At 27.9% G+C, this 12,228-nt stretch carries 16 protein-coding genes; all 16 read right to left on the bottom strand.

Annotation, left to right across the window (positions count from 1 at the left end; all coding sequences use genetic code 11):
* The 16 genes from GOQ27_RS10680 to GOQ27_RS10610 all read right to left on the bottom strand — a co-directional run bounded on the left by GOQ27_RS10680 (position 1) and on the right by GOQ27_RS10610 (position 12,197).
* On the bottom strand, positions 1-729 hold the full coding sequence (locus tag GOQ27_RS10680; protein WP_203366855.1) for a response regulator transcription factor: 729 nt from the start codon (positions 727-729) through the stop codon (positions 1-3).
* A gap of 54 nt (positions 730-783) precedes the next feature.
* A complete protein-coding gene (locus GOQ27_RS10675; protein WP_203366854.1) occupies positions 784-1,521 on the bottom strand; it encodes an ABC transporter permease in 738 nt (245 codons plus the stop codon).
* Positions 1,522-1,532: 11 nt separating this feature from the next.
* Positions 1,533-2,285 carry an ABC transporter permease gene (locus GOQ27_RS10670; RefSeq protein WP_203366853.1) on the bottom strand — a complete coding sequence of 251 codons (753 nt, stop codon included), beginning with the start codon at positions 2,283-2,285 and terminating at the stop codon, positions 1,533-1,535.
* Positions 2,263-3,189, bottom strand: a complete 927-nt coding sequence (locus GOQ27_RS10665; protein ID WP_203366852.1) for an ABC transporter ATP-binding protein — start codon at positions 3,187-3,189, stop codon at positions 2,263-2,265. The genes GOQ27_RS10670 and GOQ27_RS10665 overlap by 23 nt, the downstream gene beginning before the upstream one ends.
* Positions 3,190-3,366: 177 nt before the next feature.
* Positions 3,367-3,768, bottom strand: coding sequence for a PH domain-containing protein (locus tag GOQ27_RS10660; protein WP_203366851.1), 402 nt, complete (start codon positions 3,766-3,768; stop codon positions 3,367-3,369).
* A 20-nt stretch (positions 3,769-3,788) separates the two neighbouring features.
* Complete coding sequence (locus GOQ27_RS10655; RefSeq protein WP_203366850.1) at positions 3,789-4,598, bottom strand: GNAT family N-acetyltransferase; 810 nt, start codon at positions 4,596-4,598, stop codon at positions 3,789-3,791.
* On the bottom strand, positions 4,585-4,719 hold the full coding sequence (locus GOQ27_RS17340; protein WP_286673026.1) for a hypothetical protein: 135 nt from the start codon (positions 4,717-4,719) through the stop codon (positions 4,585-4,587). The genes GOQ27_RS10655 and GOQ27_RS17340 overlap by 14 nt, the downstream gene beginning before the upstream one ends.
* Positions 4,720-5,410: 691 nt before the next feature.
* Positions 5,411-6,325: an alpha/beta hydrolase gene (locus GOQ27_RS10650; protein WP_203366849.1), complete on the bottom strand. Its 915-nt coding sequence runs from the start codon at positions 6,323-6,325 to the stop codon at positions 5,411-5,413.
* Between the two features lie 50 nt (positions 6,326-6,375).
* On the bottom strand, positions 6,376-6,753 hold the full coding sequence (locus GOQ27_RS10645; protein ID WP_203366848.1) for a GNAT family N-acetyltransferase: 378 nt from the start codon (positions 6,751-6,753) through the stop codon (positions 6,376-6,378).
* Between the two features lie 79 nt (positions 6,754-6,832).
* Positions 6,833-7,798, bottom strand: coding sequence for an MBL fold metallo-hydrolase (locus GOQ27_RS10640; protein ID WP_203366847.1), 966 nt, complete (start codon positions 7,796-7,798; stop codon positions 6,833-6,835).
* A gap of 58 nt (positions 7,799-7,856) precedes the next feature.
* On the bottom strand, positions 7,857-8,264 hold the full coding sequence (locus tag GOQ27_RS10635; protein ID WP_203366846.1) for a hypothetical protein: 408 nt from the start codon (positions 8,262-8,264) through the stop codon (positions 7,857-7,859).
* A 142-nt stretch (positions 8,265-8,406) separates the two neighbouring features.
* Entirely contained in the window at positions 8,407-9,291 is an 885-nt protein-coding gene (locus GOQ27_RS10630) for an alpha/beta hydrolase (protein ID WP_203366845.1), read from the bottom strand.
* Between the two features lie 115 nt (positions 9,292-9,406).
* Complete coding sequence (locus GOQ27_RS10625) at positions 9,407-9,985, bottom strand: hypothetical protein (RefSeq protein WP_203366844.1); 579 nt, start codon at positions 9,983-9,985, stop codon at positions 9,407-9,409.
* A 155-nt stretch (positions 9,986-10,140) separates the two neighbouring features.
* A complete protein-coding gene (locus GOQ27_RS10620; RefSeq protein ID WP_203366843.1) occupies positions 10,141-10,728 on the bottom strand; it encodes a hypothetical protein in 588 nt (195 codons plus the stop codon).
* 163 nt (positions 10,729-10,891) lie between these two features.
* The gene (locus tag GOQ27_RS10615) at positions 10,892-11,431 is read right to left on the bottom strand and encodes a hypothetical protein (RefSeq protein WP_203366842.1); all 540 of its coding nucleotides are present in this window, start codon (positions 11,429-11,431) and stop codon (positions 10,892-10,894) included.
* Positions 11,432-11,498: 67 nt separating this feature from the next.
* Positions 11,499-12,197, bottom strand: coding sequence for a GNAT family N-acetyltransferase (locus tag GOQ27_RS10610; protein ID WP_203366841.1), 699 nt, complete (start codon positions 12,195-12,197; stop codon positions 11,499-11,501).
* Positions 12,198-12,228 lie beyond the last annotated feature (31 nt).

The following is a 12,228-nucleotide window of genomic DNA, read 5'->3' as shown; positions in this document are numbered from 1 at the left end:
CTAATCTCTCCCTATAGACAGCTTGTATCCTAATCCTTTAATGGTCTTAATATACTTAGGATCACTAGGATTATCCTCTAGTTTTTCTCTTAGGTGTCTTATATGGACCATAATTGTATTATCATAGCCTATATATTCATCACCCCATACATTTTCACATATTTTATTTTTACTTAGTATCTGATTAGGATGTCTAGCAAGAAATAGAAGAATACCATATTCCTTAGCTGTTAAGGATATCAGTCTGCTACCTTTAAATACTTCTCCCGTTTCAGAATCTAATTTAATATCATCAAAGTGATATTGCTTTTTATTATCTAACTTATTTTCTATATTAAAGTATTCATTTCTTCTAAAATGGGCTTTAATTCTAAAGGCTACTTCTTTAGGACTAAAGGGCTTTGTTACATAATCATCTCCCCCTAATCCTAACCCTAAAAGTTTATCTAAGTCATCCGTTTTAGCTGATAAGAATATGATTGGTACTATGCTATAGTCCCTTATTTGCCTACATACTTCATAACCATCTATATCCGGTAGCATAATATCAAGAATTATTATATCAGGGTTCTCTTCTCTACCTAGCTTTACACCTTCAATTCCATTAGATGCTTTAAATATCCTTTGAAAGCCCTCCTTCATAAGAACTGTTTCTAAAAGATTCAATATTTCTATCTCATCATCTATTATTAATATTTTCTTTTGAGATATATCCTGAACATTAATCATATAATCACCTTCTAATTAAGTTTCTTTAATTATACTACAATTTACCATTACATATTATATTATATCCTTGCTCCTAAACTTATAAAGTCCTACACCTATAATTGAAATAAAACTCAAGATGCTAACACCATACATTATTCCATATCTTAAAGTTTGTTCTGCTGATGTGACGAAGTTTGGCATCATAGTAAGTACAGGATAAGTCCAAGGATAAAAAATCCAATATTTAGTTGAATTTGCAATCAATATAGTTGGCAAGGTAAAAATCGCTCCTACCCCTAAAGGAACTCCTACATTCTTAAATTTAAAACTAATATAAAATTGTATTGCTATTATAGGTAGTGAAGATATAAATGCTAATAGAGGTCTCAGAACTATAATATCTAAAGGGATGGAACCTTTTCCCCCTAGTATTATTCCTGATATCAATATACCGATCAAAAATACTACTAAATTATATAGTACCGCTATACATCCTAATATTAATTTCGATATATATACATCTTCTCTCCTTATGGGTAGAGATAATAATTGCTTCCACCCATTATTACTATGTTCGATTCTAGTTATGATAGCAAAAATTATTGTGATAAATATTGGTAATATAAGCATCCCATACATTAATGTACTACCAGAGAAGAGAGCACCCCATAAATCAATTTCCTCCTGTCCTTTAATATTTTTAGCAAAGCTAAATCCTTGTATTACTGCTAAAATAGGAAAAAATGTAGCTACTAGAAATATATTTGATCTTTTAATTTTCATAAATTCTATCTTTAAATTATTAAACATTATAATCCTCCTTATAATATATCTTTTTTATTAAAGGATAAAATTCCTACTACAGATATAAGTATCATAGAAATAATTCCACCATATAAAGCTATTGAGGAATTACCAACATTCAAATTATTGATATAATAAGTATAAGTATAGGGAATTAACTTTGCTAGATCAGGGTTTTTACTTAGTACCCCAGGAGCTACTATTATTCCTAAAAAACCAATAACAACTGGTATAATAACATTTTTAGTATGGGAACTTAAAAAGTTATGAAGGGCTACTACTCCTAATATGGCAACATATTGATATAAAATATATTCTCCGTATAATCTATAATTAATTGCTTCAGGAAATCCAATTACTTTTCCAACTAAAACTAATCCTAAAGAATTTAATGCTATCATAATAAAACTAAAAATAACTATTGTTATAAGCTTTGATATATAGACTTCCCATCTCCTTACTGGTAATGTCAAGAGCTTCTTCCAATTATCTTCTTCAAATTCTGTATAATGAATTATAGTAGCAATAACAGCTATAAAAAGTGGTAGGAATATCCCCCATCCTAATACTCGATGGTTTTCTCTAAGTAAAATATCCCAGGAAGTAAATCCTAGTTCCTGCCCCTTTACATATAAATAATCATGATATCTTATATACATATCCAAAAACATTGCCATAGTAGTACCTAAAGGTATACCTAATATCATAAGCCATATAAACCCTCGTCGCTGTTTACTTAATTCAGTCTTAATTAATATTGGTAATTTCATCTTGATTCTCCTTCCTAGTTATATCAAGGAATATATCTTCTAAGTTGCTTTTATCTTCACTAATATGATAGACCTCAAAGTTATTTATCACTAGTTCTTTAGTTAATATAGATGGACTAGAAAATTCTTTTATATAAATGTATTTATCTCTTTCTTCTACTTGATATCCTCTTTTTAGTAAATGGTCTATTGCTTCCTTTTTAGGCTCAGCTCCTATCTTAATTTGTGCTAAACTTCTTTTTTGTAACTCCTCTAGACTTCCTTGAAAGATTAAATTCCCCTTATTGATTATACCTACATCTGTGGCCATCAATTCTATTTCACTTAGTATATGACTTGACACCACTACAGTTATTCCTAATTTTTCAGGCAAGCCTTTAATTAAAGCTCTAATTTCTCTTATACCTGCTGGATCCAATCCATTGGTAGGTTCATCTAAAATTAGTAATTCAGGATTTCCTATTAATGCCTGTGCAATACCTAGTCGTTGCTTCATTCCCATTGAAAACTTCTTTACTTTTTTATCCTTAACTTCTAGTAATCCTACAATATTTAGTACTCTTTCAATTTCAGATTTCTCTACATTTAAGATTTCTCGAATTATATTTAAATTTTCATAAGCTGTTAAGTGTGCATAATATGAAGGATTCTCTACCATTGATCCTACTTTTTTTAATATATCTAATCTATCTTTATCTATAGATTTATCAAATAATTTTGCTTTTCCTTCCGTAGGACTTATTAGACCTAAAAGCATACGGATAGTTGTGGATTTACCAGCTCCATTAGGTCCTAAAAAGCCATATATTCCTCCTTGGGGAATCTTTAAGTTAATGCTATTTACTGCTGCAAATCCATCAAATTTCTTAGTAAGATTATCAGTTTCAATTAAGTATTTCTTCAAAATAATTACCTCCTTAGATTTCTTAATATAAGTATAAGTTTCCCACCTTAAGCAGGCTTTCAGATAACCTTAAGTTATCCTTAAGATTTAAATTTATAAAAGAATCCCCAGAGAGAATTCTCTCTGGGGATTCTTTTATAAAAATTTAAGCTTTATACTAGAATCTCACCTTTAAAACTATAATTCTATACTGATATTTGGATTTTTCTCCTTTAAAACCTCTGCAAATTTCATTTTATCCTTTGGTGAGATTATAGCTAAAAGTCTATTAGCACTTTTTAGTTCTATTCTATCTAAAGATAATGCTGGAGACGATATAGGATTATTTGTTTTCTTTATTAATTCTATGTCTTTAATATTTACTTTTGATCTAAATGGGCCACACTTAATTCTTATCATTTCATCTTCAATGTAATACCCTGTACCAAACCAAAGCCAAGCAGCAAATAAAAATGATAATATCATAATAATACTAACCATAGTTATTCCTAAATCCACCAATATAAATAGAGTGGTAAATCCTATAATTCCAAAAATCGCTACACCTAACCATAAATCTCTTTTTGAAGGAAAATACATATTAATCACCTCTTAAATTTTTATAACTCTACAAATAACACTTCATAATCAGTTATATGATTATAGTTAGATTTCTCAGCTGTTTTAACTGAACCTTCATTCCAGCTCCAACTATCCCAATAAAGATCTAAACTTAATTCATTAGCTCTTCCAGCCATTTTTGTTGCCATAATAGTTGCATACCCTTTTCTTTGGTATTCTTCAATAGTCTCCACTCCACATCCACAACTACTCTCACTCATATATTCTGCTGTGCACCATCCGGCAATGGTATTATCATTTACTATAGTACAATAACCAAAACCTTCATTTAGAAATGCCTCTTTAGTTCCCCACATGCCTCTTATTTCATCTATTAACTCTGATATATTTTCTAGGGAATCATTATTAAGAATATCTTTAGTTATTTCTATTATTTTTACAGAAGGATCTAAGATGATATTAGTATTTAATTTACCACTATGTTTATATAAATGCCTTTGAAATACTCTAGGTTCGTTATTATTAAATAGTTCAATCAAAAAATCCTTCCATACAGGAGATGAGTAATATAGCTTGCCAATTTCTAACTTTTTCTTATCATCCTTATATATGATCTCTTTTCTAATAAACTCAATAGCTTTTTTCTTTTCATCTGCCGTAGCATTATTTTCTCCAAAGTAGAAAGTATTTTTAGTATCCCATATCACCATTATGGATGGATTTACTTCATCATCTATATATACTTCACATGGTGTGTTTCCCTCAATCATAGATTGAAACACATATTTAACTTCCAGTTTATTTTCAAAAATATTAAATATAGCTTTATTTGGATTAACTTTTATCAACACATGACCTCCTCAATTGATTCTGCTTCATATATTCTGCTTGCCTAATAAAAATATCTGATATATCATAACTATTAAATTTATGTAGAGTTATATTATTAGTTTTTATAATTTTTCTCATTTTGATCAACCCCTTTGACTATTACTTATTTCTATATTCTAGCTATTTTGTTTAAAAACCTTTTAAAAACAAGAAAAGGATTAAGAATATTCTTAATCCTTTTCTTGTTTTTAATTTTATCTAACAAACTTTTTTATAAAAACTTTTAATTAAAGTAAAACCAAATAGTATTTGTAACAAAGTAATACTTATATTGAAATGTTCTATTATTGTTTTTATTAAATAAATATTAGTATATTTAAAGTATATAAATTCCACTAAGGATAGTAGAAATATAGGCAATGTTAAAAATCCTATCCTCCCTAAATCCAGCATCCATTCCCCTCTCTTTTTTCTCTCATTTAAGATATATTCTAAACCTATTAACATCCCAAATGAAGCATTAAATATAATATGATACAAATAATAAGACCAGGGGAAATAAAGGATATGGGTGAAATTTTCTTGTTGGATTAAACTTGTAATATAATAGGATACTTGAAATCTTAATATAAAATATAAAGTGAAACTAAATACAATAAACAAATATTTCTTATAACTATACTTCATAAATATACATCTCCTTTTGTAGTCACATATATAATATATATTTAGAAGCTTGTCATAAAATTACTATTCTATAGAACTTGTACAATTTTTTTATTTCCAAAACAATTCCCCGACTACTAAATAATATAGTCGGGGATACATATTAAATCTTTACCGAATGTTTAATGTTTTCTTTCAAAAATTCTATTGTGGCATTATAAGCTTCTTTGGTACAATCTCTTTTATAGAAATTAATAAATGCATGTTGTGCTTCTTTTGTGGTTTTATCAAATATTAATTTACTATATTGTATTCCTTTTCTATCAAGTTCCTCTATCATTTCAGCGGTCTGACTATAAAGCCAATCTACTTTACCTGCTGTTATAAATACTGGCGGAAAGTCTTTTGTAATATGATCTATAGGCGATATTTGATCTATATACTGAGACTCTTCTGGTTTCTTTGTACCTATATAGCTTTTAACCATAATTTTGATAGCGGGAAACCCAGTATCTATTAATGTATCAAAATTATATGCACCATAATATAGTATTAGACCAAGGAGCTGTTCTTTTACTATAGGCGTTTCTATGTTATAACTCTTTCTTAAATTTTCATTAGTTAGAATACATGATACCAAACTTGATAGATGAGCTCCTCCTGAATCCCCACCTAAAAAAATCTGATTGATATCTCCATTATAATCTGTATAATTCTCTTTAACCCATTTGATTGCATCAATTACATCTATAACTTGACTTGGATGTTGATTTTTAGGTCCTAATCTATAATTTATATTAAAAACTAAAAACCCTTCATTTGCAATAGTTTGGCATAATTTTGTATAGTTCCCCTTATTCCCTATAGTCCATCCTCCACCATGAATATATATCATTATAGGTAGTTTCTCTGTATTACCTTCTGGAAAATGGATATCTAATTTATTATATTTACTCTTAAAAGAGTATTCTCTATTTCTTACACTATATACATCTTTAGGTAAATCATTATTGTAATAAAATTTTCTTCCTATTAGGTCAAATCCATTTAAAATCCCTTTGAATAAAATTGTTTTCACTTTATCCTCTCTCTCCTATACTTTTTAAGATATTCTCTGCTAAAAGGTTTTTATAAAGGTATCCACATAGCATTTGAATTATCTTCAAATCCACATTTTTCATAAAAGGCTCTTTTCCCTTCTGTATATGTGAGGAAAAAGTAAGTTCCTTTAAACTCTTCTACTAATGATTCAACCATCCTTTTGGCTATACCCCTTCCTTGATACTCTGGTTTAACTACCACATCATATATTCCTGTATAATAGTAATTGTCAGAAATTGCTCTAGAAAATCCTAGTAATTCATCTTCATAATAAGCCATTATATAATAAGAATTTTTAAAAGCTGGTACAATTATATCTTTATTTTTATTCCATCCTACACTTTTAAATACTTCAATTATTTCTTCAGCATTGAGTTCTCCATTAATGACATATTTAACATTCATATTTATCACCCCTTATAAATACATATCTAACCAATTTATAGCTTCTTCTATCATACTAATAGTTTTATCTTGCTGAAAATTAGAAGTCTATACATTTTGACTTATTGTTAGCTTCCTTATTTCTTTCTATAAGAAATTGTATATTCCAATTAAAGGATAAGGTTCTCCACTCTCTAAACTCAGGAGAAATTTCATCCAATGAGTATTGTTTTTCTTCTGAATAATTATTTTTTTCTACTAACTCTAAAAGTTCTTCTATATATTTTATTTCCAAATATACATCTTCTATTGTAGCGAGAGGTCCATGCCCCGGTACAAAGTATTTAATATCCTTTTTGGATATATCTCTAAGAATAGTAAGAAACTCTTCAGGATTTCCATGGCCTAACCAAGGGTGACTTTTCGCAAATAATAAATCTCCCATAAAATATATTTTTTCTTCTGGGATATATGCTATTGCATCTCCTTTAGAATGACCTATATCGAATGTCTTTAATTGTAAATTTCTCTTTGTTCCATATAATATAATTTCATCTTCAAATGTTATCTCTGGTATCCAAATATCTAATTCCGGTCTTGAAAAGTTGCTTAGGAAAAATAATTCATTTTTTAAATTCATAATTGCCCCTTCGTCTTTCTCTTTGATTAGAGCTTCTTCAAGTTCCTTAACTCTATCTATATACATGCTTTTTTCTGCTTTTAGTTCATTTTTAAATTTAATTAATTCATCTCTTACTTGTGGCGAACTCATCAAGATTCCTTTGTCTTTAAATAGTTGATTTCCAACTATGTGATCACCATGACTATGGCTATTGATGATATAAGAAGGCTCCTTGCCTGTTAATTCTATACTAGCTTTTTTAAGGTCTTTGGCTGCATCCATATTTAAGAAAGTATCAAATATTACTGTATGCTTACCTAAGTCTATTATTCCTGCATTACTACCAGTTTTCCCTATTCCTTTTTCTAGTACAGCATATACTCCTTCTGCTATTTCTATAATATTAAAATACTCAGATTTAAAATTCACTTCTTTTGCGTTCATATTATTTCCCCCTGTTTTTTACTTTTAATTAATATATAAACAGATATAATTGAAAATATTAATAAAGGAATATTCCCATTAAGATAAATATAATTGAAAAAATAAATACACTTATATTCAATTGCTTGAACTTTCTCTTATTGTTTAAGGTAGAATCTACAAATTCTCTAAATTTATCGTAATTAAAAATTAAATTAAATATCTTTATTAAGGTTAAAGAAACTAATATTGCTATTATCCAGCTATATTTAATGTCCATATTAAACACTTGATACCAGGTATATCCTACAATTATTAAACTTATAACACTTACAATATAGATCCATTTAGGCTTTTCTTTTGCGTAAGCTTTATCCAATTCCCAGTCTATCCATTTCTTCCCGTAACGAATCATCAAAATTCTACTTCCAATTCCTACAAATGCCCAGGCAAAACATAATGTACTGAAATAATTTAAATCTTCCATAAAGTCCTCCTTGAATAATTTTCTTTTTATATCATTATGTTCTAAAGAAAATAAAAATTAATATTATTAAATGATTTAAATTATAAAAATATGATTAATTCTTAATATTCAGTATATTCAAGATAAAGAATTACACCTATTTTTATTTAAACCAATTAATTATCTCTTTTACTATTATTTCTGGCTTATCCCAATGAAGCATATGAGTTGTATTATCAATTTTTTTAACTTTTGCATTGGTCTCTTGTCTAAATTCATTACTTAATGTATTTCTTATATTTAACCAAGACTCTGGTAAAGTACTTTGTAATAAAAGGATGTTATTTGATAGATTGTCCCAGATTTCCTTTGTTGGATTTTTGGACATAGATAAAATAGCTCTTCTTGCTGTATTTCCACTGGCTCTAAATTTCTGTTTACCGTCTTCCTTCTTCATAAGATCTCTTGAAGATACCTCTTTGAGGGGGGACCATTTCATGTATGCACCTTTTTCTACTTTTATAAAATCCTCCCATGTATCAAATACGTACTCATCAAAATCTTTTATATAGTATTCTATTTCCTCCTCTAGGGAACAAGAGGATCTACCTTTTAATTTCCCTTCATCATACAGGTTGGAAGCTATACTATATAATCGATCTTTAATATAATATCCCCCATCTAAAAGCAATAATTTTATTACTTTCTCAGGGTATCTTGCTGCATAGTGAAGAGTAATATCCCCCCCCCAAGAATGAGCTAGCAAAAAGAAGCTATCTTTTTGTAGAGTTTTTATAACTTTATCAACCCAAAGCACTAAATTAGGAATCTCATATTCTTCATCAGATTCAAAAGTTGATGTTTCTCCATGTCCAGGTAAATCAATAGAATAGATATGGTATTTATTCTTCAATGCTTCACCTAACTCTAAAAAGCTTAAACTAGTGCTTCCAAGACCATGTAAACAGATGATAGTAGGATTATCATTATTTCCCCACTCATGAATTCTTACATTATTTCCAGTAATATCTATGTTAATTTCATTCATATTTTCACCTAATTTCTTAAGTATTTGAAACTAATTAATAACTTCTACAATTTAACACTAATACCTCTTTTTTATCTTTTAACCAGCAAAGTAATCATCTCGATTTGTATACTATTTACTCATTGATATTTAGGACATCCGTTTTCAATGTAATTATTGGATTATCATATTTAGATAATCCTATTATTTCATATTCTCCAGTCTTGAAATCATCCTCATAATTGAACCATAAAGTAAAACTATCAGTTCTAACTATCTTAGTATCATATTCTTTATCCCTCTCAACATCAATAATCTTGATTTTTTCTATGTCTGGATGATTTACAACCCCTTGAAACATTGGAAAGGGTGTATTTCTGATCATAGGAAAAGAAGAGGCGTGTACTCCACCTAATCTGTAAGCTGTATCATTTGGATCTCCAAATACACCTCCATATACATACTGCCATCTACCAAATATAGTTTTTTTCATATAGTGGACCTGCAGGTCCTTATCATCTTTATTGTCATTAAAAAAGACTATAGCTCCTTTGTCTGTATTTTCTTTATGTATTACATTGATCTCTTCCTTAGATCTATTTAAAGCTTCTTCTAATGTTTTATAACTTGATATTATCATTCCATTATCTTTTAATATACTTACCACCGATATTAATAGCATAATTAGCAATATATATACCATTGGTTTTTTCATAGATTCACCTCTTTAGGCTATAATATATTATTTATACTCTTTATATGTATAATTCTTCACTAAATTTCTATTTCCTGCGAATTTTATAAACTTATAAAAGACCTCCGATGGAAATCCATCGAAGGTCTAAAGGGGAAGTTAAGATATCTATAGCATTAATTAATTAAATACTCAAAAATTTGTTCAGATTGATATTTCGTTATTATTTCATCTTCTACTAATTTTTCTAATATTGTACTTAATCTACTTCTTCTATATGTTATTTTATCTTTTATTTTTAATTTAATTTGATTATACTGTGCTTCAGTGATTTTTCCTTCATCTAATTTCTGGTCTAAGGTCTCATCTAAATTTTCAATTTTGTATTTTAGATTAAACTTTCCTTTAACTTTTTTATTGTCTATTTTGGTTACTATATTATTGTATTGATCTTTAGTAATTTCCTCTTTTTCTATTTTTTCTTTTACTTTATCTTTCTTCTCTTGAATAATTTCATCTCTATATTCAGTCAATTTTTCAGCTATATTAGTTGCCTGATCTTTTGAAACTATATTTTTTTCTACTATCTCTTCTAATTTATCTTCTAATCTATTTTCTCTAACTTCATAATTAAAATCTACTTGATAAACTGGTTTCTCATCTATTGATCCTGTTTCATTTGTTGCCGATGTGAAATTTACCATAGAGAATAGCATTGTGCCTATTACTGCACCATTTACTGCCTTCTTAGTTTTTTTATTCATTTAATTCCTCCTCTTTATTATTTATTACATTTTTAGTTTACTCTTGTTATGTGATGCTTTTGTGAGGAATATCCTAAATACTATTAATGAAATGATATTATATGATTTGATAGTTTAATCCTTAAAAAGAGTAAACCTTATCTTAAGATAAGGTTTACTCTTTTTAAATTTTTAATTTATTTGATGCTATATTCATCAGAATTAACATAAATATGAACGATATCAAAGAAAGTATTATTATAGGAATAAATAATATCGCAAGTAAAAATGGCACACGTACAATTAGGACTGTTAGTACTAAAAGATTAGTTACAAAGTATAACTTCCATCTATTTAAAGCTTTAGTCTCAAGATCATTATCTTCAATCCTTCTAGCTTCTTCAGATATTCCTATACAAATATTATATATCATCATAAGATTAAGTATGGTAGCAGCTACACCTATTAATAATATTAATATGCTGTATGAATTAAAAGTAAATTCATTTAGTGGAACTGTCACTTCATATATACTAAAAACAGATAATAAAATCAAAGGTATAGCAAATCTTTTTGCTTTATCAAAATGTTCATTTCTCTCATATAGCATATTTAATCCCTGATAAAATAAAATATATCCTATAATATCTGGTAAGATATCAAATCCACTCAATCTAAAATCAAAGAAAAAAATAAATCCCCAAAACAATTTTTTATATCCCATTCACCTATCCCCCATTAATGATTTTAATAATTATTATATATATACTAAATTGAAGACTATAATAGTATTATTTTGATATTATTATTTCATCTGATATTTTATCAAATCCTAAAGATTCAGGTATTTTTTGAGATATATAATTATGTTCTTCTACTAAATAAATAGGTAATATCTCCTTTTCAATACACCAGTTTATACATCCTTTTACCACTTCTTTTCCATATCCCTTTCCACGATAACAGTCCATAGTCATTACTACAATATTTCCGGCCCCTGCTCTTATTTCAGATATAAATCCTATTGAAGCTATTTTATTAGACTCTTCAACTATAAACTGTCTTCCCTCTTCAAATATCTTTTTCTTTCTCCTTTTGTATTCTTCAAAATTAAAATTCTCACAAAATTCTAATCTGTCAACATCTTGTGAAGTCATTCTCTGGCTAATAGTAGATCTGTTATTATTACTGGGATATACATATCTATGCATTTTTCTTTTCTTATAACTAGGATTATTTATAAGAAATTTCTTTAAAATATCATCTAGAGAACTTATTTCATCATTAGATATATCTATAAGTTCATTGTAATATTTTGGAGATACTGATAATATAGGCTGTCCAAAATACTTAGTTTGAATTATAGGATAAAAGTATTTGTTATTTAGAGCTAGATCCCTATATTTACTCTTAAAGATCCTTTTGTCTTTATTAAATTCACTTATATCTACTCCCATAAATTCTTGATAATGTTTATCTAATGGATTCATTAAATCCCCCTCCCTAATATGAAGTGGTCTT

Origin of the sequence: Anaeromonas frigoriresistens (assembly GCF_016820655.1) — a bacterium.
Classification (GTDB): domain Bacteria; phylum Bacillota; class Clostridia; order Tissierellales; family SIT17; genus Anaeromonas; species Anaeromonas frigoriresistens.
This window is presented reverse-complemented; position numbering and strand designations above follow the sequence as displayed.

What these genes read in the sequence shown, in the direction of transcription:
- GOQ27_RS10670 (WP_203366853.1), bottom strand. Translation starts at nt 2,285, where the DNA reads ATGAAATTACCAATATTAATTAAGACTGAATTAAGTAAACAGCGACGA.
- GOQ27_RS10680 (WP_203366855.1), bottom strand. Translation starts at nt 729, where the DNA reads ATGATTAATGTTCAGGATATATCTCAAAAGAAAATATTAATAATAGAT.
- GOQ27_RS10660 (WP_203366851.1), bottom strand. Translation starts at nt 3,768, where the DNA reads ATGTATTTTCCTTCAAAAAGAGATTTATGGTTAGGTGTAGCGATTTTT.
- GOQ27_RS10675 (WP_203366854.1), bottom strand. Translation starts at nt 1,521, where the DNA reads ATGTTTAATAATTTAAAGATAGAATTTATGAAAATTAAAAGATCAAAT.
- GOQ27_RS10615 (WP_203366842.1), bottom strand. Translation starts at nt 11,431, where the DNA reads ATGGGATATAAAAAATTGTTTTGGGGATTTATTTTTTTCTTTGATTTT.
- GOQ27_RS10630 (WP_203366845.1), bottom strand. Translation starts at nt 9,291, where the DNA reads ATGAATGAAATTAACATAGATATTACTGGAAATAATGTAAGAATTCAT.
- GOQ27_RS10640 (WP_203366847.1), bottom strand. Translation starts at nt 7,798, where the DNA reads ATGAACGCAAAAGAAGTGAATTTTAAATCTGAGTATTTTAATATTATA.
- GOQ27_RS10635 (WP_203366846.1), bottom strand. Translation starts at nt 8,264, where the DNA reads ATGGAAGATTTAAATTATTTCAGTACATTATGTTTTGCCTGGGCATTT.
- GOQ27_RS17340 (WP_286673026.1), bottom strand. Translation starts at nt 4,719, where the DNA reads ATGAGAAAAATTATAAAAACTAATAATATAACTCTACATAAATTTAAT.
- GOQ27_RS10620 (WP_203366843.1), bottom strand. Translation starts at nt 10,728, where the DNA reads ATGAATAAAAAAACTAAGAAGGCAGTAAATGGTGCAGTAATAGGCACA.
- GOQ27_RS10645 (WP_203366848.1), bottom strand. Translation starts at nt 6,753, where the DNA reads ATGAATGTTAAATATGTCATTAATGGAGAACTCAATGCTGAAGAAATA.
- GOQ27_RS10625 (WP_203366844.1), bottom strand. Translation starts at nt 9,985, where the DNA reads ATGAAAAAACCAATGGTATATATATTGCTAATTATGCTATTAATATCG.
- GOQ27_RS10610 (WP_203366841.1), bottom strand. Translation starts at nt 12,197, where the DNA reads ATGAATCCATTAGATAAACATTATCAAGAATTTATGGGAGTAGATATA.